At 42.8% G+C, this 24,834-nt stretch carries 28 protein-coding genes; 18 read left to right on the plus strand and 10 right to left on the minus strand.

Translation table 11 applies throughout. The features are described from left to right. Nucleotides 1–23: 23 nt before the first annotated feature. The 3 genes from IEE86_RS10715 (at nt 24) to IEE86_RS10725 (ending at nt 1,359) form a co-directional block, all read left to right on the plus strand. Nucleotides 24–707, plus strand: coding sequence for a YesL family protein (locus IEE86_RS10715; protein ID WP_191097217.1), 684 nt, complete (start codon nt 24–26; stop codon nt 705–707). Nucleotides 708–763: 56 nt separating this feature from the next. Continuing rightward, on the plus strand, nt 764–1,075 hold the full coding sequence (locus tag IEE86_RS10720) for a rhodanese-like domain-containing protein (RefSeq protein ID WP_191097218.1): 312 nt from the start codon (nt 764–766) through the stop codon (nt 1,073–1,075). A 101-nt stretch (nt 1,076–1,176) separates the two neighbouring features. Then, a complete protein-coding gene (locus tag IEE86_RS10725) occupies nt 1,177–1,359 on the plus strand; it encodes a sporulation protein Cse60 (RefSeq protein WP_003217582.1) in 183 nt (60 codons plus the stop codon). A 44-nt stretch (nt 1,360–1,403) separates the two neighbouring features. Here IEE86_RS10725 and IEE86_RS10730 read toward each other — a convergent pair whose 3' ends face one another. The 4 genes from IEE86_RS10730 to IEE86_RS10745 all read right to left on the minus strand — a co-directional run bounded on the left by IEE86_RS10730 (nt 1,404) and on the right by IEE86_RS10745 (nt 5,197). Beyond that, the gene (locus IEE86_RS10730; protein ID WP_191097219.1) at nt 1,404–1,928 is read right to left on the minus strand and encodes a CbrC family protein; all 525 of its coding nucleotides are present in this window, start codon (nt 1,926–1,928) and stop codon (nt 1,404–1,406) included. Nucleotides 1,929–2,058: 130 nt separating this feature from the next. After that, complete coding sequence (gene opuD, locus IEE86_RS10735) at nt 2,059–3,591, minus strand: glycine betaine transporter OpuD (protein WP_191097220.1); 1,533 nt, start codon at nt 3,589–3,591, stop codon at nt 2,059–2,061. A gap of 140 nt (nt 3,592–3,731) precedes the next feature. Then, nucleotides 3,732–3,929, minus strand: coding sequence for a hypothetical protein (locus tag IEE86_RS10740; RefSeq protein WP_191097221.1), 198 nt, complete (start codon nt 3,927–3,929; stop codon nt 3,732–3,734). After that, nucleotides 3,926–5,197, minus strand: a complete 1,272-nt coding sequence (locus IEE86_RS10745; RefSeq protein ID WP_191097222.1) for a BaiN/RdsA family NAD(P)/FAD-dependent oxidoreductase — start codon at nt 5,195–5,197, stop codon at nt 3,926–3,928. Before IEE86_RS10745 ends, IEE86_RS10740 begins: the two co-directional genes overlap by 4 nt. A 175-nt stretch (nt 5,198–5,372) precedes the next feature. Here IEE86_RS10745 and IEE86_RS10750 point away from each other — a divergent pair, with 175 nt between their 5' ends. Together IEE86_RS10750 and IEE86_RS10755 are read left to right on the plus strand one after the other, a co-directional pair. Then, a complete protein-coding gene (locus tag IEE86_RS10750) occupies nt 5,373–6,995 on the plus strand; it encodes a putative polysaccharide biosynthesis protein (RefSeq protein WP_191097223.1) in 1,623 nt (540 codons plus the stop codon). A 16-nt stretch (nt 6,996–7,011) separates the two neighbouring features. Then, nucleotides 7,012–7,728, plus strand: coding sequence for a pseudouridine synthase (locus tag IEE86_RS10755; RefSeq protein ID WP_191097224.1), 717 nt, complete (start codon nt 7,012–7,014; stop codon nt 7,726–7,728). Nucleotides 7,729–7,797: 69 nt separating this feature from the next. Here the strand turns inward: IEE86_RS10755 and IEE86_RS10760 are convergent, their stop codons facing one another. Together IEE86_RS10760 and IEE86_RS10765 are read right to left on the minus strand one after the other, a co-directional pair. Beyond that, nucleotides 7,798–8,019 carry a DeoR family transcriptional regulator gene (locus tag IEE86_RS10760; RefSeq protein ID WP_008356419.1) on the minus strand — a complete coding sequence of 74 codons (222 nt, stop codon included), beginning with the start codon at nt 8,017–8,019 and terminating at the stop codon, nt 7,798–7,800. Between the two features lie 369 nt (nt 8,020–8,388). Beyond that, a complete protein-coding gene (locus tag IEE86_RS10765; protein WP_191097225.1) occupies nt 8,389–9,687 on the minus strand; it encodes an NCS2 family permease in 1,299 nt (432 codons plus the stop codon). Nucleotides 9,688–9,781: 94 nt separating this feature from the next. Here IEE86_RS10765 and pepV point away from each other — a divergent pair, with 94 nt between their 5' ends. Both pepV and IEE86_RS10775 read left to right on the plus strand, forming a co-directional pair. Beyond that, nucleotides 9,782–11,182 carry a dipeptidase PepV gene (pepV, locus tag IEE86_RS10770; RefSeq protein ID WP_191097226.1) on the plus strand — a complete coding sequence of 467 codons (1,401 nt, stop codon included), beginning with the start codon at nt 9,782–9,784 and terminating at the stop codon, nt 11,180–11,182. A 24-nt stretch (nt 11,183–11,206) separates the two neighbouring features. Continuing rightward, nucleotides 11,207–11,827, plus strand: coding sequence for a Type 1 glutamine amidotransferase-like domain-containing protein (locus tag IEE86_RS10775; RefSeq protein WP_191097227.1), 621 nt, complete (start codon nt 11,207–11,209; stop codon nt 11,825–11,827). 54 nt (nt 11,828–11,881) lie between these two features. Here the strand turns inward: IEE86_RS10775 and cysK are convergent, their stop codons facing one another. Then, nucleotides 11,882–12,811 (minus strand): cysteine synthase A, encoded by a 930-nt coding sequence (gene cysK / locus IEE86_RS10780; RefSeq protein WP_411955695.1) that lies wholly within the window; start codon nt 12,809–12,811, stop codon nt 11,882–11,884. 94 nt (nt 12,812–12,905) lie between these two features. Here cysK and thpR point away from each other — a divergent pair, with 94 nt between their 5' ends. From thpR to IEE86_RS10800, 4 genes are all read left to right on the plus strand, one after another. Next, a complete protein-coding gene (thpR, locus tag IEE86_RS10785) occupies nt 12,906–13,457 on the plus strand; it encodes an RNA 2',3'-cyclic phosphodiesterase (RefSeq protein WP_191097229.1) in 552 nt (183 codons plus the stop codon). A 29-nt stretch (nt 13,458–13,486) separates the two neighbouring features. Then, nucleotides 13,487–14,422 carry a hypothetical protein gene (locus IEE86_RS10790; protein WP_191097230.1) on the plus strand — a complete coding sequence of 312 codons (936 nt, stop codon included), beginning with the start codon at nt 13,487–13,489 and terminating at the stop codon, nt 14,420–14,422. Nucleotides 14,423–14,470: 48 nt separating this feature from the next. Then, nucleotides 14,471–15,400, plus strand: a complete 930-nt coding sequence (locus IEE86_RS10795; protein ID WP_191097231.1) for a YegS/Rv2252/BmrU family lipid kinase — start codon at nt 14,471–14,473, stop codon at nt 15,398–15,400. 286 nt (nt 15,401–15,686) lie between these two features. Next, complete coding sequence (locus IEE86_RS10800; protein WP_191097232.1) at nt 15,687–16,487, plus strand: phosphotransferase family protein; 801 nt, start codon at nt 15,687–15,689, stop codon at nt 16,485–16,487. On the opposite strand, the gene IEE86_RS10805 is transcribed toward IEE86_RS10800, so the two are convergent. After that, a complete protein-coding gene (locus IEE86_RS10805) occupies nt 16,484–16,759 on the minus strand; it encodes a YtzH-like family protein (protein ID WP_034322465.1) in 276 nt (91 codons plus the stop codon). The genes IEE86_RS10800 and IEE86_RS10805 overlap by 4 nt on opposite strands. Before the next feature lie 188 nt (nt 16,760–16,947). Between IEE86_RS10805 and trmB the strand changes: the two genes are divergently transcribed. The 3 genes from trmB to IEE86_RS10820 all read left to right on the plus strand — a co-directional run bounded on the left by trmB (nt 16,948) and on the right by IEE86_RS10820 (nt 20,326). After that, nucleotides 16,948–17,589, plus strand: coding sequence for a tRNA (guanosine(46)-N7)-methyltransferase TrmB (gene trmB, locus IEE86_RS10810; RefSeq protein ID WP_191097233.1), 642 nt, complete (start codon nt 16,948–16,950; stop codon nt 17,587–17,589). Nucleotides 17,590–17,706: 117 nt separating this feature from the next. Further along, nucleotides 17,707–18,555, plus strand: coding sequence for a YtnP family quorum-quenching lactonase (locus tag IEE86_RS10815; protein ID WP_191097234.1), 849 nt, complete (start codon nt 17,707–17,709; stop codon nt 18,553–18,555). A gap of 73 nt (nt 18,556–18,628) precedes the next feature. Further along, the gene (locus tag IEE86_RS10820; RefSeq protein ID WP_191097235.1) at nt 18,629–20,326 is read left to right on the plus strand and encodes an NAD-dependent malic enzyme; all 1,698 of its coding nucleotides are present in this window, start codon (nt 18,629–18,631) and stop codon (nt 20,324–20,326) included. 45 nt (nt 20,327–20,371) lie between these two features. On the opposite strand, the gene IEE86_RS10825 is transcribed toward IEE86_RS10820, so the two are convergent. Continuing rightward, nucleotides 20,372–20,686, minus strand: a complete 315-nt coding sequence (locus IEE86_RS10825) for a PepSY domain-containing protein (RefSeq protein WP_099726831.1) — start codon at nt 20,684–20,686, stop codon at nt 20,372–20,374. Nucleotides 20,687–20,885: 199 nt separating this feature from the next. Here IEE86_RS10825 and IEE86_RS10830 point away from each other — a divergent pair, with 199 nt between their 5' ends. Then, nucleotides 20,886–21,959: a M42 family metallopeptidase gene (locus IEE86_RS10830; RefSeq protein WP_191097236.1), complete on the plus strand. Its 1,074-nt coding sequence runs from the start codon at nt 20,886–20,888 to the stop codon at nt 21,957–21,959. 45 nt (nt 21,960–22,004) lie between these two features. Here the strand turns inward: IEE86_RS10830 and IEE86_RS10835 are convergent, their stop codons facing one another. Beyond that, complete coding sequence (locus tag IEE86_RS10835) at nt 22,005–22,451, minus strand: YtoQ family protein (RefSeq protein WP_191097237.1); 447 nt, start codon at nt 22,449–22,451, stop codon at nt 22,005–22,007. Nucleotides 22,452–22,651: 200 nt separating this feature from the next. Between IEE86_RS10835 and IEE86_RS10840 the strand changes: the two genes are divergently transcribed. Genes IEE86_RS10840 through IEE86_RS10850 form a run of 3 tightly spaced genes read left to right on the plus strand, consistent with a single transcriptional unit; the run spans nt 22,652 to nt 24,816 of the window. Further along, the gene (locus tag IEE86_RS10840; protein WP_191097238.1) at nt 22,652–23,680 is read left to right on the plus strand and encodes a PTS sugar transporter subunit IIC; all 1,029 of its coding nucleotides are present in this window, start codon (nt 22,652–22,654) and stop codon (nt 23,678–23,680) included. Beyond that, complete coding sequence (locus IEE86_RS10845) at nt 23,667–23,987, plus strand: thioredoxin family protein (RefSeq protein ID WP_191097239.1); 321 nt, start codon at nt 23,667–23,669, stop codon at nt 23,985–23,987. The genes IEE86_RS10840 and IEE86_RS10845 overlap by 14 nt, the downstream gene beginning before the upstream one ends. Nucleotides 23,988–24,006: 19 nt before the next feature. Then, nucleotides 24,007–24,816, plus strand: coding sequence for a DUF1444 domain-containing protein (locus tag IEE86_RS10850; RefSeq protein ID WP_191097240.1), 810 nt, complete (start codon nt 24,007–24,009; stop codon nt 24,814–24,816). Nucleotides 24,817–24,834: the final 18 nt, after the last annotated feature.

Below are 24,834 nucleotides of genomic sequence, written 5' to 3' on the forward strand. Positions count from 1 at the left end.
CGAGAAAGAGAGGAGGGATGAGAATGGACCATGATGGATCAATGAGCAGAATGCTGCGGATGTGTGAGTGGGTGATGCGGCTCGCCTATACGAATTTGCTATGGCTTTTGTTCACAATCTTGGGGCTTGGGATCTTTGGGTTCATGCCAGCGACCACTGCGTTATTTTCCGTGATGAGAAAGTGGATACAAGGGCACGAGCAAATCAAAGTATTCCGCATCTTTTGGAAGGTATACCGCGAGGAGTTTGTACGCTCTAATCTAATAGGCATGGTGCTGCTTATGATTGGGACCATTATTTATGTAGACCTTGCTTATATTTATCCGACGAGCTGGTTTTTACATGTGCTTCGCTTTGCCATTTATATCTTTGGTTTTCTGTTTCTTGTCAGCTTGTTTTATATTTTTCCGCTGCTTGCTCATTACGATTGGAAAAAGCGGCTCTATTTGAAATTCTCCCTCCTGCTTGGTATCTCTTATTTGCAATATACGCTCTCTATGCTCGCTTTCTCGGCTGTGCTGTTTGTCCTATTTGCTTATTTGCCAGGGATCGTGCCATTTTTTAGCGTGAGCATACTCGCGTATGGGCATATGTGGCTGGCCTATCAGGTCTTTAAAAAGGTAGAGTTTGAGAGTGAGCAGGAAGCAGTAGATGTAAAGAAACGATTGCCGTCTTTCCTTCAATCAAAGCGGGTGAATACGCAGTGATGTGAATGATTTGTTATAATGGTGTCACCGCATGAACAAAAGGAGAGATGAGCGTCGTGTCAGTAAAAGAAATTTCAATCGAAGAATTAAAACAAAAACTAGAGCAAGAAGAAGCCATTCAGCTAGTCGATGTACGTGAGGATGAAGAGGTAGCAGAAGGTATGATCCCAGAAGCTGTCCATATTCGAATGGGAGATATCCCTGAGAAACTGGATGCGTTCGATCAAACGCAGGAGTATTATATCATTTGCCGTTCTGGTAAACGTAGTGAAAATGTCTGCTATTACCTAGAGGACCAGGGCTACCAAGCGACAAATGTCGTTGGTGGGATGCTTGCTTGGACAGGAGAAACAAAACCGAAGCTGTAAACAGAAGGTCTTTCATCGCTGAGATGAAAGGCTTTTTTTGTTCATATGCCTTTCTCTATGTGCATAAAGATAGAGTAGCGAGAGAAGGGAGAGTGGCATATGTGCTGAAGGTAGCTGTGTTTGATGAAGAACACGAAAAAGATTTACAAAGCGAAATCAATCTTTTTTTAAAAGGAATGGATGACGACCAAATTATTGACATCAAGTACAATGTAGCGGTGATCTGTGAGCAAGGAGGGGAACAGCTCTACTGTTTTTCTGCACTTATTTTATATAAAAAATAGATCGCATCAAAAAAGGACCTGCTTGAAGGGTCCTTTTTCTTTGACTAACTAGCGTCAATATATAAACGATGCTTTTTGCAGTGAACACATTGAAAGAGATAGCCCTGTAAGTCTCCTCCGTTGACGAGCCATTGTTTCAGGTTCTCTTTCGTTAACCCTCCGCCGCTACAAATGTCATTGATATCCTCTCTGAGTTCTTCTTCTAAATGTTCAATCTCTTTCCATCCGACATATTGGACAATTGCGCAAAAATCTCCGCAATGGCTTAACCAATATTCCTGCTGCCACCCGCGATAGCCTGGCGTTCTGAAGATCAGTTCTTCTATATATTCTTCTTGATCGACGTCATCACAGCTCACATCGTCTTGAAACATTCCATCGTATTTTTTAGCGGCTGATCCATCTTGAATGCACCAAGGGCAAATCCCTTCCACATCTTCAACCGTATAAAATGGACCATGATACACATAATCTCTTTCTTTCTCACAAACAGGACATGTCGTAGGCTCTTTTTTGATCACGTTTAATGCAACTGGGTCTGGGTTGTACTTGAACGTAGGTAACGTCATATATACCTCCATTATGAAAAGTAGTGATGATTCATCACTATTTTATCGGAACCCTCAATGTGAGGACAATCTTCATTTGTCTATATAGAAAAAAGCCGTTCGATGAGGAACGGCTTTTCTTACCTTGAGATTATGCTTTTTTTACTCTTGGACTTCGTGGTTTATTGACTTTGTTTGCTTGTTTGATTGCTCTTCGTTCATCATTTAATGATTTATACAGTGATATAATCATCAAAATAATGACGACGGAGAACGGTAAAGCTGCGAGTTTAGCGGTATTTTGCAAGGCTTCCAGCCCGCCTGAAAATAATAGGACTGCAGCAACAGCTGATTGGATGATGCCCCAGCTCACTTTAACACTGCCAGAAGGGTTCAATGATCCGTAGGTTGTCTGCATTCCAAGCACAAATGTGGCCGAATCAGCCGATGTAATAAAGAATATTGCGATTAAAATGAGTGCTAGAATGGATGTTACCATCGCTAGTGGGTATTCATTTAGTACACCAAAGAGCATTGTTTCTGTTGATAAACCCGCAACATCGACAATATTCTTTTGCTGTAAGTCCATAGCAGATACGCCAAAAATGGAGAACCAAAGGAAAACAAGGATAGAAGGAGCGACTAAGACACCAACTAAAAACTCCCGAATCGTCCGTCCGCGTGACACCCTTGCGATAAAGATCCCGACAAATGGTGCCCAAGAGATCCACCATGCCCAATAAAAGATCGTCCATCCGTTAATCCATTCTCTCTTTTCAGGATCATTTGGAGATAAGCGAAAGCTCATTTGAACGATGTTGGATAAGTATTGTCCAATCGAGTCAGTAAATGAATTTAAAATGAAAACCGTTGGACCTGCCAAAAGTAAGAAAAACATCAGAACAGCTGCTAATACCATGTTGATATTACTTAAATATTTAATCCCTTTTCCAATACCGCTTAGTGCAGATGCAAGGAAGAGCACCGTCACAATCGCAATAATGATCAATTGTGTGCTAAAAGTATTCGGGATTTGAAATAGGTAATCTAATCCACCATTTATTTGGGCTGCGCCTAATCCAAGGCTCGTTGCAACCCCAACGACTGTTGCAAAGACAGCGATACAATCGATGGTTTTTCCGATCCATCCGTCAATTTTATCTCCTAAAACTGGCTGCAATGTCGCACTGATTAATCCAGGTGCATCTTTTCTAAATTTAAAGTACGCGATGCAAAGTGCAACAATGGCATAAATAGCCCATGCATGAAGCCCCCAGTGGAAAAAGGTATAACGAAGGGAATCGCGGAAGGCTTGGGCGGTTTCAGTATCACCTGTTGGTGACTGAATGGCATAGTGGCTGATCGGTTCAGCTGCTCCGTAAAAAACAAGACCAATTCCCATACCGGCACTAAATAGCATAGCAAACCAAGAAAATAGACCGAATTCAGGCTCTTCGCCGGGCTTTCCTAGCGTAATTTTGCCGATTGGGCTAAAGATAAAGAATAGACAAAATCCGACTAGCAGTGATACCACTAATAAGTAATACCAGCCAAAGTCATTTGTAATGTATGTTTGAATTTGATCCGTCACTTGTTGCAGTGATTCTGGAGAAAAGGCTCCCCATAGAACGGCAACAAATGTGATTGCAATCACAATCCAAAATACACTTGATACGTTTTTCACACCATCTCACTCTCCTGTTGTTCTACACGTTTAAGCAGAGGATTTTGTTTAATATCCCCTATCTCAACTATTTTCAAACAAAAAGAGGCGAGCTTCTCACTCGTCCTCCATTTTACCGTAACATGATTCCCTTCCATTTATCAACCATCGATATGTGAAGATGATTTTTCTTCAATTCGTTTGCGAAGACGGTAGACATATTCTTTTAAACAAACTGCGAAAATGGTAAACGCCAAAATAATGGCGACTTTTAACGGGGTAATTGACAGCTTCATAAAAACAGCGGCTGTCAAACTAATCACAACTGCAAGTACAATTGGAAGTGCGCGTCTGATCATTGCTCTCTCTCCTTTACTTCAAGTGCAGCATTCATACCAGCAAGTCTGCCTGTCACAAGGGCTGACGTGATATTGTATCCACCTGTATAACCGTGAATGTCTAGAATTTCTCCGCAGAAATAAAGACCGGCCATTTTTTTAGATGCCATTTTTTTCGGTTCAATTTCTTTCACGGAAACACCGCCCCCTGTGACAAACGCTTTGTCTAAGGATAACGTACCATTTGCATGAACGATGAAATGTTTACAATCATGGGCAAACGCTCGCAGCTTATCCTTGGCAAGGCCAGAAAATGTGTCCTGCGGATCAATACCATTTCGTTCTAAAAGGAATAATAAATAGCGTTCCTGCATCCAAGACTTTAATACATTTTTAATCGCCTTTTTTGGTTCGTCCTTTAGGTCACGATGAAGCTTTTGAAACAGCTCCTCGTCATTCAAATTCGGGTATAAGTCAATTTGTAGACGGACGGTCTGTTGCTTTTTCAGTTCCTTCACAACAAATCCGCTACATCTAAGAACAGCAGGACCTGATAACCCAAAGTGAGTGAAAATCATATCCATGACATGTGTGACGACCGGTTTTCCTTTTTTATTTAAAACACTCACAGCCACACTTCTTAATGAAAGCCCCTGAAGCACTTTTTCTTTTATAAAACGCTCATCTGACGTGACCGGTACTTCTGTTGGAAAGAGCTCTGTAATGGTATGACCAGCGGCTTCTGCCCATGCATATCCGTCACCAGTTGAGCCGGTATGCGGTACACTTTTTCCGCCAACAGCAATGACGACAGCGTTACTTGAAATTTTTTCATCATTATTTGTAACAATTCCAGCTGCTTGTCCGTCTTGATACAGAACTGTTTTAATCTTTTCATTCGTTCGAATGGTGACATTGAGCGCGCGGAGCCTATCTAATAGGGCATCCACAACAGATTGTGCTTTGTTTGAGACAGGGAACATACGTCCATGGTCTTCTTCTTTTAGTTCGATGCCTAGGTTTTCAAAAAATCGAATAATATCCTCGTTATTGAACTCAGAAAATGCACTATATAGAAAACGGCCGTTTCCGGGAATATGCTGAATAATTTCTTCTACTGGAAGGCGATTGGTGACGTTACAGCGTCCACCGCCAGAAATGGCCAGCTTTCTGCCAAGTTTGTTTCCTTTGTCAATTAACAGAACAGTTGCGCCGTGCTCTGCTGATGCAATCGCGGCCATCAGTCCAGAAGGTCCACCGCCAATGACAATGACATCATAATGTTTCATGTTACATTCCTCTTTCTGCTTTCAGTCATTTCTCTATTATAACGAAGATTGGACAAGGCTGAAATATGAATTGATTGGTTTTGTGACTTCTGTATTGGAATTGTTACCTGTGCGATGAAATGATGTGGTAAAATAATTAAGTTGAATATTCATTAGAAAAATGGTGGTTAAGCGCATGTCTAATAAACTGCTTCGTGGTACGTTGGTTTTAACGATTGGGACTTATCTCTCTCGTATTCTTGGTATGATTTACTTAATTCCATTTAGCGCAATGGTCGGAGCGACTGGTGGTGCGCTATTCCAATATGGATACAATCAGTATACGATCTTTTTAAGTATTGCTACACTTGGTTTTCCAACAGCGGTATCGAAATTTGTCTCCAAATATAATGCAATTGGCGATTATGAAACAACTAGAAAAATGTTCAGGGCGGGTATGTCGGTCATGCTTGTCACCGGTATTATCGCCTTTTCTCTTTTATATTTGACTGCACCGATTTTTGCCAAGATTCAGCTTGGCGGATCGAATGAAACAGGCGGGTTGACCGTCGATCAAGTGGTCTATGTGATTCGGATGGTCAGTTTAGGTCTTTTGGTTGTACCAATCATGAGTCTTGTGCGAGGGTTTTTCCAAGGACACTCCATGATGGGGCCGACAGCTGTTTCCCAAGTCATCGAACAACTTGTCAGAATCATCTTCCTATTAACAGCAACGTTTATTATTTTAAAGGTGCTTGACGGCGGGCTTGTGATTGCTGTCGGATATGCTACATTTGCCGCGCTTATCGGCGCATTTGGCGGATTATTTACACTTTATTTATATTGGCTGAAGCGGAAAGACCGTCTTCTGTCTATGCAGCCGAATACAGGCGCATACTCTGATTTGTCTTATAAGCAAATGTTCACAGAGCTGTTTAGCTATGCAGCACCGTATGTGTTTGTTGGACTTGCGATTCCAATTTATTCTTATATCGATACAAATACAATTAACAGAGCCATGATTGCATCAGGACATCAGGACATTAGTACAGCGGTCCTGTCCATTGTGACGCTGTATTTACCGAAACTCGTCATGATTCCTGTGTCACTTGCAACAGCGTTTGGCTTAACATTGATTCCGACGATTACAGAATCCTTTACAGCTCGTAACTACAAACTGCTCAATAGACAAATTGATCAGACGATGCAGGTCATATTATTTTTCGTACTGCCTGCTTCATTTGGTATATCGGCATTGGCTGGACCGGTTTATTGGTTTTTCTATCCGTCTGTTCATCCTGAGATTGGGATCTCTATCTTGTTCTGGTATGCACCTGTTGCGTTACTATTTTCTTTATTCACCATTAACGCAGCGATTTTGCAGGGGATTAATAAACAAAAATTTGCTATCGTCAGTCTTTTGTTAGGGATCATCATTAAAACGGTTCTAAATATCCCGCTGATCAGCTGGCTGCAAGGAAATGGTTCTGTGCTTGCAACTGCACTAGGCTACAGTGCGTCGATCTTATATATGTTCATCATGATTAAGCGCCATGCAGGCTATTCGTTCCGCAGGATTTTCAAGCGTTTTATTCTCATAAGTATTTTAACAGCGATCATGGCTGTAGTGGCTTATGTGACATGTCAGTTTGTGAATCAGTTCATCTCGTATGAAGGCGGAATTGTACAAGCTGGTATTGTTATTTTGATTTCAATGATCACTGGTGGCGGTGTGTATATGTTCTTATCTTACAAGGTTGGGTTACTAGAGCGTATACTTGGCAACCGTTTGCCGACATTTTTAAGAAAAAAGAGTTAAGAAGAGGTGGATATTCATGAGGCTTGATAAATTGCTTGCAAGTAGCGGCTTTGGTTCAAGAAAAGATGTGAAGAAGCTGGTTAAGGCCCGGGCTGTCACAGTGAATGGGGAAGTGGCGAAGCAGGTGAAAGATCATGTCGATCCATCAAATGATGAAGTGCTCGTACACGGAGAGCGTGTTGAGTATAAAGAATTTATTTATTTAATGATGAACAAGCCAGATGGCGTCATTTCGGCAACAGAGGATCTGCGAGATGAAACGGTCGTCGATTTACTCGAGCCGGAGGATATCGCAAGGGAGCCATTCCCTGTGGGGAGACTGGATAAGGATACAGTCGGTCTCCTCCTCCTCACAAATGATGGACAGCTTGCTCATCAATTGCTTTCTCCGAAAAAGCATGTCCCAAAAACGTATGAAGTTCATCTGAAATACCCGCTCGGTGAGCAAGACATCAAGCGTCTTGAAGAGGGGGTCGTGATTTTAGATGACTACCGGACGAAGCCGGCAAAGGTTGAAGTAGATGTAAATGAAGACGAAGATACACGCATCCGTTTAACGATTTTTGAAGGGAAATACCATCAGGTAAAGCTTATGGCGCAAGCGGTGGGAAATGAAGTGATCTTTTTAAAAAGGCTGTCGATGGGATCTGTCCCATTAGATGAAGACCTAGCACCTGGAGAGTACCGTGAATTGACGGATGAAGAATTAGACAGCTTAATGAATCGTGAATAACATAAGAATAAAAGAAAAGAACCGGCATATCGCCGGTTCTTTTTGTTATATGGACAATTCATTATACGCTTAAGATGATATTTTTACTTTTTTTCTCGTTGTTTCCCATTTGCCTCTGCTTGGACTATGAACAAGATCGTTATAGGCAAGCACGTTTAAGTCTCTTTGAATGGTTCTAGGTGTGATCCCGAATTCATCAACCAGCTCTTGTGTCGTCACAAGACCTTTCTCTTGAATGAACATATAGACTGATTTAATTCGAGTCATCATACGGTTTGTTGAAGGTTTCAAAAAACCACTCCCTATCAATAAGATCGGATGGACTTGACTAACCACAACTTACTACACTAAAACTGCGAAATAAGGACATGCAACAATGGTAAATGTTCGTGTTTCTTATTGTTTTATTCTATTATACACGTTATTATGCATCTAGTTCCACCAAAAAGTCAAATTTACGTGCTTTTTAACTTGTCTTCATGAAATAAACTATGTTATATACCATGATTTGAATCCGGTTACAACCCAATCAACACAAGGGATCAGATAAGGAATGCTACGCTAGAACATCCGAAAAATAAACACAGAAAATTTACAAAATAAAAAATAATCATTTCAAAAAGACACATTCCTCATTAGAATGTGCCTTTTTTGTTTCTGTTATGCATCTAAGAAAAAGAGTTGAATGAAAAATAAGACGGCAAAGATAAGAACAAGGATATGCACGTCTTTCCATTTCCCTTTTGCCAGCTTCACAAGTGGATATGAAATAAATCCAAGTGAAATCCCTGTAGAAATACTAGATGTCAGCGGCATGGAAAGAATCACAAGAAAAGCAGGGAATGCTTCGTCTAGCTCGTTCCAGCGAATGCGTGACACTGAGTTCATCATTAAGCAGCCGACAATAATTAAAACAGGTGATGTGATGGATGGTAAAGAAGAAATGGCTTGAACGAGTGGTCCAAAAAATAATGCCACAATAAACAGTGCAGCGACCGTTAAAGAAGTCAGTCCAGTTCTTCCGCCAGCAGCAACCCCTGATGATGATTCAATATAAGCAGTGGTTGGGCTTGTTCCAAACATAGAACCAACCGTCGTTGCCACAGAATCAGCGAGCAGGGCTCTGCGCACCTTTGGTAGCTGGCCATTTTTCATTAATCCAGCTTGTTCCGCAACCCCAATCATTGTGCCGGTTGTATCAAAAATCGTCACCAGTAAGAAGGAGAAGACGACTGCATACAAATGATGAGAGAATACATCACCAAAGGCAGCGATTGGATTTGTAATCAGCATGCCTTCAGGCAGTGCAGGGACGTCCATCAGCATTTTAGGGAAATGAAGCTGACCTGTCACGAGCGCAATCAATGTGGTCGCAAGCATGCCGATAAACAGCGCGCCATTTATTTGAAGAACCATTAAAATAACGGAAATCATTAAGCCGATAAGCGTTAAAATGACAACAGGCGAGCTTAAGTTGCCAAGCTTCACAAGGTTTTCCGGATCAGCCGTGATGATACCAGACTGACGGAGGCCGATGAACGCAATGAAAAGGCCGATTCCTGCTGTAATGCCGTACTTTAAATTATCTGGAATGGCTTGAATCAGTTGTTTTCTAAGGGATGTTAACGATAAAATAACAAAGAGTATACCAGCAACAAATACCGCACTAAACGCTGTTTGATAGCTAATGCCGCCACCGCCGACGACTGTAAAGGTGAAATAGACATTCAGCCCCATCCCCGGTGCAATGGCAATCGGATAGTTTGCAAATAGCGCCATCCAAAGCGTACCGACGACAGCAGCGATAATTGTTGCAGTAAAAACTTGGTCAAAAGGAATACCTGCTTTTGAAAGAATTCCTGGATTGACGGCTACAATATATACCATAGTAAAGAATGTCGTCATACCTGCGATTAATTCTTTTTTTATGTTGGTTTGGTTTTCTTTTAACTGAAACATAAAATCCTCCATTTACGAACATTATTACAAAACAATTAATATAATATTCGTTTTAAGGGTGGATTGCAACCTTTTTTCAAGGAGGAATGGAAAAATGAATTGGGAAGCTGAAGTGATTCGAAAAAAAGAAGACTTGATCAAGGATACACAATCTTTTTTACAAATTGAAAGTGTTCTTGATGAAGAAGGTGGAAAAGAAGGAAAGCCATTTGGTGAAAAAGTCGATGAGGCCCTTCAGTATATGCTGAAAAAAGGGGAAGACGAAGGATTCACAGTAAAGAATGTTGATGGCTATGCAGGTCATATTGAATATGGACAAGGTGAAGACATTGTAGGTGTGCTATGTCATGTGGACGTTGTGCCTGCTGGTGATGGCTGGACAACCCCACCATTTTCAGCGGATATCAGAGAAAATAGAATCTTTGCAAGGGGGGCTATTGATGATAAAGGCCCAACCATGGCCGCTTTCTACGCACTTAAGATGTTAAAAGATGCGGGAATTCAGCTATCGAAAAAGATTCGGATGATCATTGGAACAGATGAAGAAAGCGATTGGCGCTGTGTGGACCATTATTTCAAGCATGAGGCGATGCCGCAAATTGGCTTTGCACCAGATGCTGATTTTCCAATTATTCATGCTGAAAAGGGGATCATAGATGCCATTGTGTCATTTACATATCAACCAATAGAGGACGATAAGCGCTATACACTCAAGCAATTCACATCAGGTATGCGGCTCAATATGGTACCAGATGAAGCCGCTGCTACTGTGATAGCTGAACAGGAGCAGGATGCAGAAGTGTTAAAAACAGCTTTTGAAGCCTATCTTGCTGACAATCAATTATCCGGTGAGGTAAAGAACACAGCAGATGGACTGCATTTCACATTAAAAGGTGTATCAGTCCATGCAATGGAGCCGTCGCATGGTACAAATGCGGGCATTCATATGGCGACTTTCTTATGTGGACATGAATTAGATGAACAAGGACTTGCTTTTACTTCCCAAATCAACGCTTTATTTGATCAGGACACCCGAGGACACAAGCTGGGAATTGCTTGCCAAGATGACATTAGCGGAGACTTAACCTTGAATGTTGGAACGATCCGCTATACGCAAAACGAGGAAGCAAAGCTTGGGTTAAACGTCCGCTATCCAGTGACAGCAGACGGCAAGGACGTCAAAAAAGGGATTGAAAGCATCAAAGGGGCATCTATTGAGAAATTTGACGACAGCCCTCCGCATCATGTCTCAAAAGATCATCCACTTGTGAAAACGTTGCAGCGAGTATATGAGGAACAAACTGGAGATCCAGCAACTCTTATTGCTATTGGGGGAGGAACGTATGCGAGATCTTTAGAAGCAGGCGTTGCCTTTGGCCCTTTATTCCCTGGCAGACCAGATTGTGCTCATCAAAAGGATGAATATATTGAAATTGATGACTTACTGAGAGCAACAGCCCTATATGCACAAGCGATGTATGAATTAGCAAAATAGAAAAAGGTAAAGAGAGGATTCACAATGAAAAACATGTTCTTATGCTCTTCATTCAAAGACAGCTATTCTCTCTTGTCTGACTTTGCAGGGGAATCATTAAAAGGAAAACGTGTGACATTTTTTCCAACAGCCAGTGCAGTAGAAGAAGTCACGCATTATGTGGAGGCAGCGAAAGAAGCCTTTCATCAATTAGGTATGCAGCTAGAGACTGTTCAAATAGCTGAGCAGACTGCCGAAGAGATCACACAGATGATAAAACAAAATGATGTAATCTATGTATCAGGTGGCAACACCTTCTATTTGTTGCAGGAATTAAGAAGAAACCGTCTCGATACTGTGTTGAAAGAAGAAATCAACAACGGCAAGCTGTACATTGGAGAATCTGCTGGGAGTATCATCATGGCGCCAAGCATTGAATATATTTCCCTGATGGATGATCAGGAGAAGGCGCCAGAGCTTTCATCATTTCAAGGGTTCAATGAAATGAGTCGCTATCCGGTTCCGCATATGCACAATGCCTATTTAGGCGAGGCTGCTAAGCAAATCATGGAGAAGTATCAGCAGACGCTTGATTTATGCCCGCTCACTGATGAACAAGTTTTATTCGTGACAGGAGAGCAGACTGAGGTAAAGTCGGTCAAATAGACGTGATCATGAAACGAAGAAAAAGGAACAGGGATTCATCGCCCTGTTCCTTTTTTAATCTTGAAAAACATCACTTGATAAATATCGTTCCCCCGTATCTGCTGTCATACAGATGACGAGATGATCCTTTGGCATTTGTTTAGCCGTTTCAATGGCAGCATAGCAAGCTGCACCAGACGATGGACCGACTAAAATTCCTTCAAGCCGGGCAAGCTGCCGTGTGATGTCGTAAGCATCTTCATCGCTTACTTGCACAATATCATCATACACCTGTTCGTTTAAAATATTGGGGATAAATCCTGGGCTTGTGCCAACGAGCTTATGTTTACCAGGTTTTCCGCCAGATAAAACTGGAGATCCCTTCGGTTCTGCCACACGTATCTTTAAGTCGGGGAATGCCTTCTTTAATTCCTCTCCAGTGCCTGTAATGGTTCCACCAGTCCCAGCTGTTGCGACAAAGGCTCCAAGGGGCTGTCCAAGTTGCTTCACAGCTTCCATGATTTCGGTAGCTGTTGTCCCTCTATGCGCATCTGGGTTCGCCCCATTGTCAAATTGCATAGGAATGAAACTATGAGGAATTTGCGCAGCTAATTCTTCTGCCTTGCGAATACAGCCTGGCATTTTCTCTTCTCCTGGGGTTAAGACGACCTGCGCACCGTATGCCTTTAAAATATTCACTCTTTCCTTTGTCATCGTATCAGGCATGACAAGGATGGCTTTATAGCCTCTTGCTGCAGCGTTCATCGCTAAACCAATCCCAGTATTTCCGCTAGTTGGCTCAATAATGGTCGCCCCTTTTGTAAGCTTCCCCTGTCTTTCTGCCTCAACGATCATATTGTAAGCAGCGCGGTCCTTCACACTTCCGCTAGGATTAAATGATTCTAGCTTTAAATAAACAGCCGCTGCATTGTCTGGCTGAAGTCGCTGTAATTTGACAAGTGGTGTATCGCCAATCAGTTCAGCCATATTTTGTGCAACCTTCATCATATAACACCCTTTCTTCTCATTCCGCATTTCTTTAGTTATACTATCATCAATGGGGATTCGTAAAGTTTGTTAAAAAAGGACAGGTGATATCGTGTCAGAAAGCCGTCATTATTTTATTGGGATTCACATCCCCGAACAACTTGCACATCAAATCAAAAAAGACATTGATCAAAGAATCGGACTGTCCTTTCAAAAATGGACAGCACCACATGATTATCATGTGACCCTTGTATTTTTAGGCGCTATTCCAGAAGAACGTTTGGAAAAGATCATCCAGTTGCTTGAAAACCTTTCGAATGAAGCATCCGCATTTCCGCTAGAACTGAATGAGTTAGGGCAATTTGGTACGAAGGAGCGCCCGAGAGTCTTTTTTGCAAAGCCAAATGATAGTGCACCTCTCATGCATGTAAGAGAAAAGGTGAAAGAATACGTACTGTCAGCAGGTCATCCTGTCGAAAAAAGACCCTTTCATCCGCATATGACGATCGCACGCAAATGGAATGCGGATGACCCTTATACAGAACAAGCGCCTTTACGCAAAGAACCATATTTGATGGAGGTTTCTCGTATTGCTTTATTTGAAATACGCCCGAAAGAAACCCCGCGTTATCACGCAATAAGACAATTTGCACTACATAAATAAATGATTTTAGAAGTTGGAGTGAGTAGCAGATGGCGCAAATTATCAAAATCCAAGATTATATATCTCGATATGAACAAGACCCACATCACTACATCAATCAGTTTATTCGATTGAAAAAACAAAGGTGGGAAGAGTTAAAAAAGGCTTCTAAAGAAAAGGCGCAGCATCAGTTTGACCAAATCTCTGAACAAACGCCTGAACAAGAGGAGGAAAAGAGAAAGAAATTCTCCTTAAAGAGAAAGCAAAAAGAAGCCGATATGAAAAAGGAACGGGACCTCAGTCTTTTTAACGAGCCTACAGATATAGAGCAGGGTGTCTTTACAAACGTTCCTACTGATGAAACGAAGCTGATTCACTTTTTTAAGGATCATCTCTACGATGTTCAATTAAAATGGGCCAGCTCGACGCTATCTCACATTTCAACCGTATCCCATCATATTCGGTATGACGAAAAGCTGCGTATGCTTGCAAGGCAGCTGCCAGATTCTTATTTTGTGATGTACAAGCCGGTGCTGCTCATTCAAAAAGCGGAGATGGAATTATGTCCGGTACTCATTACGCCGCTCGAAGTGATCTGTTTATCCTTCTTAGAGGCCGAGCCAGACAGCGTATATATTGGAACGAAAGAACGTTTTTGGGAAAAGCGGGCGACTGGGAAAGCTGTTCAGTCCGTCTTGAACCCTTGCGCAAGCCTTCTGCGCTCTGGCACCGTCGTGTCAAAGATTTTACAGCAAAGTGGTGTAGACCTTCCTGTGAAAAAAATCCTGATCAGCCGAACCTCATATATTGACTTGCCTGAAGTGCCATATGGAATGGAGGTTGTCGATAAGAAAAAGGCTGAGGAATGGTTTGAAAAGCAGCGGAAAAATGCGGCGCCGACAAAGCACCAGCAATTTAAGGCGACAAAGGCACTGCTTGCTTATGGTGAATCAGACAGCAAAAGAAGGCAGGAATGGCTCGATTAAAAGCATGATGAAAGGTCACGTAAAATGAGACCTGAGTGGAGCTAATATATGAATGAATGGTACTTTATCGTCAATCCAGCAGCAGGACATGGAAAAGGACTACGCACTTGGAGGAGCATCGAGAAAGAATTACAAAAGGTGGAGATCTCATACCGGTCATTTCTCACACAGCATGAAGGCCATGCAGAAGTTTTGGCGAGACAGATTAGCGCCATGCAAGATGACAGACTGAAGCGCCTGATCGTCATTGGCGGTGACGGCACCATTCATGAAGTACTGAATGGCTTAAAAGAAATCGATCATGTGCAGCTAAGCTTTGTCCCGGCTGGTCATTGGAATGACGCAGCGAAGGGCCTTGGTATCCAGCGTCATGATGTATTAAAAGAAGTGAGAAAGCAAAAGAGAATGCTTACCAAGACCTTTTCTCTCGGTTCCTTTCAGGACCATGCAGAAAGCCCGCAATCTGTTCTCTTTCTAAATCATATTGGTGCTGGGTTTGACGCGCATGTCCTGAGGAAAACGGTGCATTTCAGAGGGAAAAAGTGGCTGAAAAGGCTCAAGCTTGGGTTTATCATCTACCCGCTGTCATTTCTCCATTCTTTATGGTCATTTAAGCCGTTCGACCTTGCGCTTTTTATTGAAAATGAGAAGAAGGTCTTTCGCCAAGTGTGGTTTGTGATCGTATGCAATCATCCGTATTACGGGGGAGGTCTGGAAGCAGCGCCAGAAGCAAGTGCAAGGCAGCCAGGCTTTCAAACGATCGTAGTCACGGATTTGAATCCATTCAAAGTCCTTTTGTTTCTAAGTGCGATGGTGTTTCGAAAGCACCTGACGATGGAGGGTGTCACCCTTTTTCAGCATGAGGAAGTGTACTTGGAGGCAGATGAAAAAATCTTATTTCACGCAGATGGAGAAGTAATCGGCGCAACGCCTGTCTTTGTGAAGGCTAGCGACCGGTCCCTCAAATTACGAGCTTAAATAACTCCTGTCGTATGCGACAGCAAAAGAACCATGAAAAAAGCCTTCCTTTTCATAAGGTTCTTGTCCTGATTTTTTAGTTTTGCTTGACGAGTATAAGAAGGTAGCGATAAAATCTATAGGACGGCTATTGTTTAGCATCTCATTCTCAATAGCTGTCCTTTTTGTTTTTATGATCATATAAATAAAAAAAGAAACAGCCAATTGACCTTCAATCGGCTGAATTTTGTCGACTAAAAAAGCAAGATTTTAAAATATTTTAAGAAATGATGGGTTGAAAATTGATATGAACTGGTTGGGACAAATATTAGGTAGCGAATGGCACATCTCTCCTGCTGGAGGCGCTACGGGAGATGCGTACTTCGCAACACACAATGACCAAAAGCTATTTTTAAAACGCAATACGTCACCGTTTCTTGCGGTTTTGTCAGCTGAAGGCATTGTGCCGAAGCTTGTCTGGACAAAACGAATGGAGAACGGGGATGTCATTACTGCGCAGCACTGGCTGAGCGGCAGAGAGCTGAAGCCAAAGGACATGAATGACCGTCCTGTTGCGGAGCAGCTAAGAAAAATTCATACATCTAAAGAATTGCTTGATATGCTGAAACGATTAGAGAAGCATTCGCTAGACCCAGAATCCATTCTGATGCATCTGAAGCAGTCGATTTTAAAAGAGCAGATTGATTCACCTGATATCACGCGTGCCATCCAGTATTTAGAGAAGCATGTGGAGGCTGTCCATTTTGAGGATAAGGTCGTATGTCATTGCGACCTCAATCATAATAATTGGCTGCTGACAGATGAAAACCAGCTCTATTTAATCGATTGGGATGGGGCGATGATTGCGGACCCAGCGATTGATCTTGGACCGCTTTTATACCATTATGTGGATGAAGAAAACTGGGAAAGCTGGCTCTCTATGTACGGCGCCCCGCTGACAGACAATTTGCGGAAACGCATGGCGTGGTATGTGCTCGCTGAAACGGTATCGTTTGTCGTTTGGCATAAAAGAAAAGGGAATGAAAAGGCGCAAAAAGAAGTGCAAGCAGAGCTAAACGCACTGCTAAAACGGTTAAACGTCCATTAAGACAGTGGAATGTTTTCGACCCACTCAGACAGGTGAGATTGATGCTCCTCGATATGTGCATCAATTGAACTGACAGAGGTGCCCTTTTGGCTGTAATCATAAATATCTGTCAATAGCTGACGAACGTCGGCATCAAGGTCTTCTTTTGCCAGCATTAATTGAATCACGCGTCCCACCTGTTCATATTCTGCCACAGTCCCGCAGCAATCCAGCTGGTGATCGGTTAAGATATCTTTGATTAATTGAAGCTGATGTTGGCGGTTTAATCCCATACGTATGCTCCTTTCTTGCGTGTCATTTATGAGGTTAAACTGTGCATTCAGCGCCCAATTTATACATGCGGCAGACCAGCTCAAGCAAGGGCTGGTCTTTTTCCTATGTGCTGATGAGATGCTGTCTTGCGGGTCTTTATGTTTCATGGTATCTTGATAAAATGTAAAGAAAATAGAGGTGTATCAAATTGAGAATGCGACATAAACCATGGGCTGATGATTACTTAGCTGAAAATGCTCATATTGCTTTAGCAAGTCCCGAGCAATATAAAGGGAAATGGCATGAGCTGTTTGGAAATGATCATCCAATCCATATCGAAGTTGGGACAGGAAAAGGGAGCTTTATTGCTGGAATGGGCAAGCTTCATCCTGGCATCAACTATATTGGAATTGAATTGTTTAAAAGTGTCATTGTGACAGCAGTAGATAAAATCAAAGAAACAGATGTTGAAAATGTAAAGCTGTTAAACATCAACGCTGAGACGCTGACAGATGTGTTTGCGGAAAATGAGATTGACCGGGTGTATTTGAATTTCTCCGATCCGTGGCCAAAAGCACGGCACGAAAAGCGCAGATTGACGTTTAAAGCCTTTTTAGAGCGCTATGAACATATTCTCCGTCCAGGCGGTGAATTACATTTCAAAACAGATAACCGCGGGTTATTTGAATATTCCTTAAAGAGCTTTTCTGCTTACGGTCTTCTTTTAACGTATGTAAGCCTTGATTTACATGAGGATGGTCTAGAAGGAAATGTGATGACAGAATATGAAGAGAAATTCTCATCTATGGGACAGCCCATTTATCGATCAGAAGTGAAATTCCCAGAGTAACAAGAGAAAAAAGCTGGCTGCAACGGATGATTGCAGTCAGCTTTTTTTTCATGAAAAGATTGGTGCATGCGAATTTCGGCTGTATTTGCTACGATAGAAAAAGGAGGGATGACAGCAATGGAGACAATGAAAATAGGTGAAATGGAACTGTTCTGGTTAAACGGGGGAGATACTCACATGGACGGCGGTGCGATGTTTGGTGTGGTGCCAAAGCCATTATGGTCAAAAAAATACCCGGTAAACGATCGCAATCAAATTGAATTACGGTGTGATCCAATTCTTATCCGGTGGAATGGTCTTCATCTGTTAGTGGATTCCGGCATCGGATCTGGGAAGCTGACAGATAAACAAAAACGCAATTATGGCGTGACAGAAGAGACCAAAATAGAAGAATCTCTAGCGGCCCTTGGCCTGCGCCCATCAGACATTGATTACGTATTGATGACTCACTTGCACTTCGATCATGCCAGCGGATTAACAAAACACGAGGGCGATCAGCTTGTGTCTGTTTTTCAGCAGGCAAAAATCATAACATCCAAAATCGAATGGGATGAGATGAGAGAGCCGAACATTCGCTCAAGAAATACATATTGGAAAGAAAATTGGGAGCCGATAGCTGATCAAGTGGTCACTTTTGACAAAAGCATCGAAGTGACAGAGGGAATTCACCTTCATCACACAGGCGGTCATAGCAATGGGCATAGCATTTTAACGCTCACAAGTCAGGGCGAAACAGCGGTTCATTTAGCTGATATTATGCCAACACACGCCCATAAAAACCCACTTTGGGTGCTGGCGTATGATGATTATCCGATGACTTCGATTCCCGCCAAGCAAAAGTGGCAGGCATTTGCAGAAGAAAACAATGCGTGGTACTTGTTTTATCATGATGCCATTTACCGCGCTGTAAAGTGGGATGAAGACGGGCAAATGACACATGAAGTCAAAAGAGAAACAGGAAGATAAGAGATCATCTGTATGTTTTTTCTCCTTTCACACAAAATAACGACAAAATGAACTTGTGAAAGGAAGAGTGCAGGTGAACCAATTTTATCGTGTACATGGTGATGTTATTGAGACGACATTAAGAGGAATGGAAGTCATGTCGGTTCCTTATTTAAACAAAGGGGTGGCATTTACAAAGGAAGAGCGGGAAGAGCTTGGTTTAAAGGGATTTCTCCCGCCTAAGGTTTTAACGTTAGAGGACCAGGCAAAGCGTGCGTATGAGCAGTTCCAAGCGCAGCCAGATGAGCTTGGGAAAAATGTGTATTTAACAGCGCTTCATGACAGAAACGAAGTGCTGTTTTATAAATTACTAAATGAGCACCTGGCGGAAATGCTTCCGATTGTCTACACGCCGACCGTAGGAACGGCGATTCAGCGTTATAGTCATGAGTATCGAAAGCCAAGAGGGCTTTATTTATCCATTGATGACCTAGAAGGCATGGAAGAGATTTTCGCCGCTTATGGTGTTGATGAATCGATTGATTTAATTGTTGCAACTGATGCAGAAGGCATTTTAGGCATTGGAGACTGGGGTGTTGGCGGGATTGCCATTTCAGTTGGGAAACTCGCTGTTTATACAGCAGCAGCAGGTATTGATCCAAGCCGCGTGCTGGCAGTGGTGCTTGATGCTGGGACGAACCAAGAGAGCCTTTTAAATGATCCGCTTTATGTGGGGAATCAGCACTCTCGCGTTCGAGGTGAGCGCTATGATCAGTTCATTGATCAATATGTAGAGCTTGCCCGCGCAACTTTTCCAAATGCACTTCTCCACTGGGAAGATTTTGGTACAAAGAATGCACGTGCCATTTTGGAAAAATATAAGGACCGCATTTGTACATTTAACGATGATATTCAAGGGACAGGGGCGGTTTCACTTGCGGCGGTTCTTGCATGTGCGAAAGCATCGAAGGTTCCGCTGAAAGATCACCGAATTGTTATCTTTGGAGCCGGTACAGCAGGTATTGGCATAGCTGAGCAAATTCGTGATGCCATCGTGCGAGATGGTGTTAAAGAAGAGGAATCTTATGATCATTTCTGGTGTATTGATAAAACGGGATTGCTCACAGATGATTCACCAGACATTCAGCCATTCCAAAAGCCGTATGCAAGACGTTCTGATGAAGTAAAGGATTATGCGCGTAATGGTCCAAAGCATTCCATTGATTTGTTAGAGGTCGTCAAGCAGGCGAAACCAACCATTTTAATTGGCACCTCGACAGTAGGAGGGGCATTTACGGAGGAAATTGTGAAAGAAATGGCGTCACACGTCGAGCGCCCAGCGATTTTACCGATGTCGAATCCGACACCTCTTTCAGAAGCAAAGCCGGATGACCTTATCGAGTGGACGGAAGGACGCGCTCTTGTGACAACAGGAAGTCCATTTGATCCTGTCGAATACAACGGTGTGACATATGAGATTGGACAGGCGAATAATGCGCTCGTTTTTCCAGGGCTAGGTCTTGGAACCATTGTGTGTAAAGCCCGTCTGATGACAGACAGCATGTTTGTTGCAAGTGCTGAAGCCATTGCGAGCATGGTCAATGTTGGAAAACCGGGTGCTGCGATGCTGCCAAGTGTGGATCAGCTTCGAACCGTTTCAGCGACAGTGGCTGTCCGTGTGGCACAAGCAGCGATTGACGAAGGGATTGCTGAAGAAACGCCTGATGATCTCATTCAGGCTGTACAGGACGCCATGTGGCATCCTGTGTACAAAAAAATCAAAGCCATATAAAAAAAGAAAGCTTCGCAAGGACACGTCTTTGCGAAGCTTTCTTGATCAAGCAACAGAATCAATGACATCAACGATCATGCCTGTTTTGGCATCAATCATCACTTCATACTGTTCAAGCTCACCAAAGGCAGAGCGAGTAATGCCAGATTTGTACACATCAATCGTTTCACCATTTACGGTATACGGCTCTGGTACAGTATAAATCCAAGAACCATCAATCGGACCGCGCTGTTTAAAAGCAGATTTCACAATTTTTAACGCTTTTTCAGACGAGATATACGTAGGGAAAAATACTTTCTTTGCAATCATTGCAGCGGCTACGCCAATACTCGCACCAATTAGAACATGTTTTAACTTCAACGAGCTGCACCTCCGTATTGCTGTTTTTTCCATTATACAAAACTTGTCCATTGATGTTAAGGAATCCGAATACTTGAAAGCATATTCAAAATTTCAGGAGAGATACTTGGAAAACCGAAAGAATTCTTATAGTATAAAGTGAGTGTTATTTTTATAGGAATTTATATGGTGATTACATAGAAACGAGGGAAACTGTAGAATGAACGAAGAAACATTGTCGCTTTTTCGAAATTTAACAGAATTACAGGGAACTCCAGGTAATGAGCACCATGTGCGTGCTTTTATGAAGAAAGAACTTGAGAAATATTCTGATGAACTCATTCAGGATCGTCTCGGCGGAGTGTTTGGCGTGCGCAAGGGTCCGGATAAGGCACCTAAGATTATGGTGGCAGGTCATATGGATGAAGTGGGCTTCATGGTCTCATCGATTACGAAAAACGGGATGATTCGTTTTCAAACACTTGGCGGCTGGTGGAGTCAAGTGATGCTGGCGCAGCGTGTGGACGTTCATACCGATCATGGGCCAATTCCGGGTGTCGTCTCTAGTACACCACCTCACCTTCTCACGCCAGAACAAAAAAGCAAACCTGTAAAGCCGGCAGATATGCTGATTGATATTGGTGCAGACAGCGAAGAAGAGGCAAAAGAGCTTGGCGTTCGCCCAGGGCAGCAAATTGTCCCTGCAACGGTCTTCACCCCAATGGCGAATCCAAAAAAGATCTTAGCAAAGGCTTGGGATAACCGCTATGGCTGCGGACTTGCCATTGAATTATTAAAAGAATTAAAAGACGAGTCTCTTTCATGTCAGCTGTATTCAGGTGCAACAGTTCAGGAAGAAGTAGGGCTTAGAGGGGCAGAGGTAGCAGCTAATATGATTCAGCCAGATCTATTCTTTGCTCTAGATGCGAGTCCTGCAAATGATGTGACGGGTGACAAAACACAATTTGGTCAGCTTGGAAAAGGTGCACTTCTTCGTATTTTTGATCGAACGATGATTACGCACCGAGGCATGAGAGACTTTGTGCTCGATACTGCTGAAACAAATCACATCCCATACCAATACTTCGTATCACCGGGTGGTACGGATGCTGGGCGTGTTCATATTTCGAATCAAGGTGTACCGTCTGCTGTCATTGGAGTTTGCGCTCGCTACATTCATACAAGTCATTCTGTCTTACATGTGGATGATTACGCTGCGGCAAAGGAATTAATTGTTCGTCTTGTGAAAAGATGTGATCAAAGTACAGTGGATTCTATTTATCAACAGGTGTAAAGGTCATAAAAAAGGCTGCCTCTTCAATCACGGCAGCCTTCTTTCTTATTGCTGTTCAAACACGTAAGATAACGCCTTGATCGCTTGATTCACTGTCTCTACAGTGATATTTGCCTTGTTTGATAGTTCCTTTAACGGATGGTGCAGCTCTTTTGGACGGATCAAAATAAGAGGTTTTCCTTTTACAATAGCAGCAGATGCATCCATTGCCGTGTTCCACTGTTTATATTTCTCACCAAAGCGGGCAATGACAACATCTGCCTTGTTTAATAAAATCTCAGTACGAAAATTGTTCAAATCAGAAGCAGCATCGTCTTTGAAAATGGCATTCGGTTGCTCGCCTAAAATGTCTTCACCTATGTGATCGGAGCGGTCATGATTCTCCATTGGGCCAACAAATGTCACCGGCAGCTTCAAAGATTGGCTTTTCTCCTTGATTTCATCACGCCACTGGCTATGAATTTCTCCAGCTAAATAGATGGTTAATTGCATAACGTTCTCCTCCTTTTGCACAAACTTAGTAAAGGTTTGCCCTGTTTCTTTTCATGTTACACAAGAAGTGCTTGATAAAGCAAAAAAAATATGATTATGATATTCATGGTAGAGACTATTTTTCATCGTAAGAAGACTACATATAATGGGAAGGACAGGCCTCTTCGTCTTTCCTATGAGAAAGCGGGAAGACGACGTTGATGACTTATTTGAAAAGAAAGGGCATTTCCCTTTCGCCGAAGGTGTATTTCATTGATGCACTCTCTTATATGGCTTTAGGTCTATTTGCTACATTAGTGGTAGGGCTGATCTTAAAAACAGCAGGCGGCCTGTTATCACTTCCACTTGTGATCAAAATGGGGACGCTCGCCATGGGGCTTATGGGCCCTGCGATTGGCGTAGCGGTTGCATACCGCTTACATGCATCTCCTTTGATCATTTTTGCAAGTGTAGTCTCAGGCGCTGCCGGAGCAGAGCTTGGGGGACCTGCTGGCAGCTTTGTCGCAGCATTAATTGGTGTGGAAGTCGGCAAACTTGTCAGTGGTGAGACAAGAATTGATATTATCTTCACGCCGCTTGTCACCATTATCACAGGCTTTTTCACCGCCGCTTTGATCGGACCTGGGATTGAAGCTATGATGACAGGGCTTGGCAGGCTCATCATGTGGGGGACAGACCAAAGCCCGCTGATCATGGGTATGCTAGTTGCCACCATTGTTGGACTTGCCCTCAGCTCACCGATCTCAAGTGCGGCACTTGCACTCATGCTTGATTTAAGCGGGACAGCGGCCGGTGCTGCAACGATCGGCTGCTGTGCGCAGATGATCGGCTTTGCCGCTGCAGGCTTTAGAGAAAACCGATTTGGCGGTCTTGCGGCTGTCGGTATTGGGACGTCAAAATTGCAGCTGCCGAATATTGTGAAAAATCCCCTCATCCTCATTCCACCGACGATTGCGGGCCTGATACTTGCGCCAATTGGTATTATTGGGTTTGGGATGGTCAATAATGCGGCAGGGGCGGGTATGGGAACGAGCGGCCTTGTTGGACAGCTCATGACCCTGACAGTCATGGGGTTTCATCCATCCGTATTCCTAGCGATTGCTCTCTTGCATATTGTTGGCCCGGCACTGATTAGTTTGGTAGTATCAGAATGGATGAGAAAGAAAGGCTATATACAATTCGGAGATTTAACCATACAAACTGGAGGAATGAAACATGAAAAAAATTGAATCAAACGAAGAATTACAAAAGGTCATTCAACAAGACTTAACGGTATTACTATTTTCAGCTGACTGGTGTCCGGACTGTACATTTATTGAACCATTCTTGCCAGAGCTTGAAGCAGACTACCCAGAATTTGAATACTTCTATGTCGATAGAGATCAGTTCATTGACACTTGCGCAGAATGGGAAATTTACGGCATTCCAAGCTTTTTAGTCTTTAAAAACGGACAAGAGATTAACCGCTTTGTCAGCAAGGATCGGAAGACAAAGGAAGAGATTGAAGCATTTTTAACAGATTCTCTTTCTAAATAATGAAAGGAGAGTCTAAACCATGGCGAAAATGACATCAAGACAGCTTGCGAACGAACTCAAAAGCCGTCTGACGAATGACAGCTGGTCACATCAGTTTGACCGGGAAAAAGACACGCTTCGTATTGAAGATAAACAAACAGGTAAAGGCATCCTACTAGAGCTCCCGCCAATCATTGCAAAGTGGGAAGTAAAGCCTGATGAAACCCTAGATGAGATTGTCTATTATGTGAAAGAGGCGCTAAGTGCCATGAAAGGTGAAGCGCAGCACATCTCAGGAAAAGAAAAGCAAATTTATCCGGTTATTCGTTCCACTTCCTTTCCGGAGACATCAAGTGATGGGATTCCGCTCGTGTTTGATGAGCATACAGCTGAAACGAGAATTTACTATGCGCTTGACCTTGGAAGCACCTACAGATTAATTGATGAAAAGATGCTTCAAAAGGAAAATTGGACAAAAGAGCGCATCAGAGAAACCGCAAGCTTCAACGTCCGTTCACTTGAAACCGTGGTGAAAATGGATGAGGTCGCAGGCAACCGGTTTTATTTCTTCCGTGCGAATGACGGGTATGATGCCAGCAGACTTTTAAATGAATCGATTTTACAAGATTATGCGCAAAAAATAGAAGGACAGATGGCCATTTCTGTTCCCCATCAAGATGTATTCATCATTGCAGATGTTCGCAATGAATCAGGCTATGATATTTTAGGACAGATGTCGATGAGCTTCTTCGCCAGCGGCACGGTTCCAATTACCGCATTGTCATTTTTATACGACGAGGGCAAGCTTGAACCGATCTTTATTCTTGCAAAAAGCAGACCAAAACAGTAGTAGAAGGGAATTTTGAAG

It is taken from the genome of Bacillus crepusculi (assembly GCF_014764715.1).
GTDB lineage: Bacteria > Bacillota > Bacilli > Bacillales > Bacillaceae > Bacillus.

Excerpts from the sequence above, each read along its gene's own strand:
- IEE86_RS10800 (WP_191097232.1), top strand. The coding sequence starts at position 15,687 with ATGAACTGGTTGGGACAAATATTAGGTAGCGAATGGCACATCTCTCCT.
- IEE86_RS10730 (WP_191097219.1), bottom strand. The coding sequence starts at position 1,928 with ATGACGTTACCTACGTTCAAGTACAACCCAGACCCAGTTGCATTAAAC.
- IEE86_RS10845 (WP_191097239.1), top strand. The coding sequence starts at position 23,667 with ATGAAAAAAATTGAATCAAACGAAGAATTACAAAAGGTCATTCAACAA.
- IEE86_RS10750 (WP_191097223.1), top strand. The coding sequence starts at position 5,373 with ATGTCTAATAAACTGCTTCGTGGTACGTTGGTTTTAACGATTGGGACT.
- IEE86_RS10835 (WP_191097237.1), bottom strand. The coding sequence starts at position 22,451 with ATGCAATTAACCATCTATTTAGCTGGAGAAATTCATAGCCAGTGGCGT.
- IEE86_RS10795 (WP_191097231.1), top strand. The coding sequence starts at position 14,471 with ATGAATGAATGGTACTTTATCGTCAATCCAGCAGCAGGACATGGAAAA.
- IEE86_RS10815 (WP_191097234.1), top strand. The coding sequence starts at position 17,707 with ATGGAGACAATGAAAATAGGTGAAATGGAACTGTTCTGGTTAAACGGG.
- IEE86_RS10830 (WP_191097236.1), top strand. The coding sequence starts at position 20,886 with ATGAACGAAGAAACATTGTCGCTTTTTCGAAATTTAACAGAATTACAG.
- cysK (WP_411955695.1), bottom strand. The coding sequence starts at position 12,811 with ATGAAGGTTGCACAAAATATGGCTGAACTGATTGGCGATACACCACTT.
- pepV (WP_191097226.1), top strand. The coding sequence starts at position 9,782 with ATGAATTGGGAAGCTGAAGTGATTCGAAAAAAAGAAGACTTGATCAAG.
- IEE86_RS10745 (WP_191097222.1), bottom strand. The coding sequence starts at position 5,197 with ATGAAACATTATGATGTCATTGTCATTGGCGGTGGACCTTCTGGACTG.
- IEE86_RS10805 (WP_034322465.1), bottom strand. The coding sequence starts at position 16,759 with ATGGGATTAAACCGCCAACATCAGCTTCAATTAATCAAAGATATCTTA.
- IEE86_RS10715 (WP_191097217.1), top strand. The coding sequence starts at position 24 with ATGGACCATGATGGATCAATGAGCAGAATGCTGCGGATGTGTGAGTGG.
- IEE86_RS10850 (WP_191097240.1), top strand. The coding sequence starts at position 24,007 with ATGGCGAAAATGACATCAAGACAGCTTGCGAACGAACTCAAAAGCCGT.
- IEE86_RS10740 (WP_191097221.1), bottom strand. The coding sequence starts at position 3,929 with ATGATCAGACGCGCACTTCCAATTGTACTTGCAGTTGTGATTAGTTTG.
- IEE86_RS10790 (WP_191097230.1), top strand. The coding sequence starts at position 13,487 with ATGGCGCAAATTATCAAAATCCAAGATTATATATCTCGATATGAACAA.
- IEE86_RS10755 (WP_191097224.1), top strand. The coding sequence starts at position 7,012 with ATGAGGCTTGATAAATTGCTTGCAAGTAGCGGCTTTGGTTCAAGAAAA.
- IEE86_RS10765 (WP_191097225.1), bottom strand. The coding sequence starts at position 9,687 with ATGTTTCAGTTAAAAGAAAACCAAACCAACATAAAAAAAGAATTAATC.
- IEE86_RS10775 (WP_191097227.1), top strand. The coding sequence starts at position 11,207 with ATGAAAAACATGTTCTTATGCTCTTCATTCAAAGACAGCTATTCTCTC.
- IEE86_RS10840 (WP_191097238.1), top strand. The coding sequence starts at position 22,652 with ATGACTTATTTGAAAAGAAAGGGCATTTCCCTTTCGCCGAAGGTGTAT.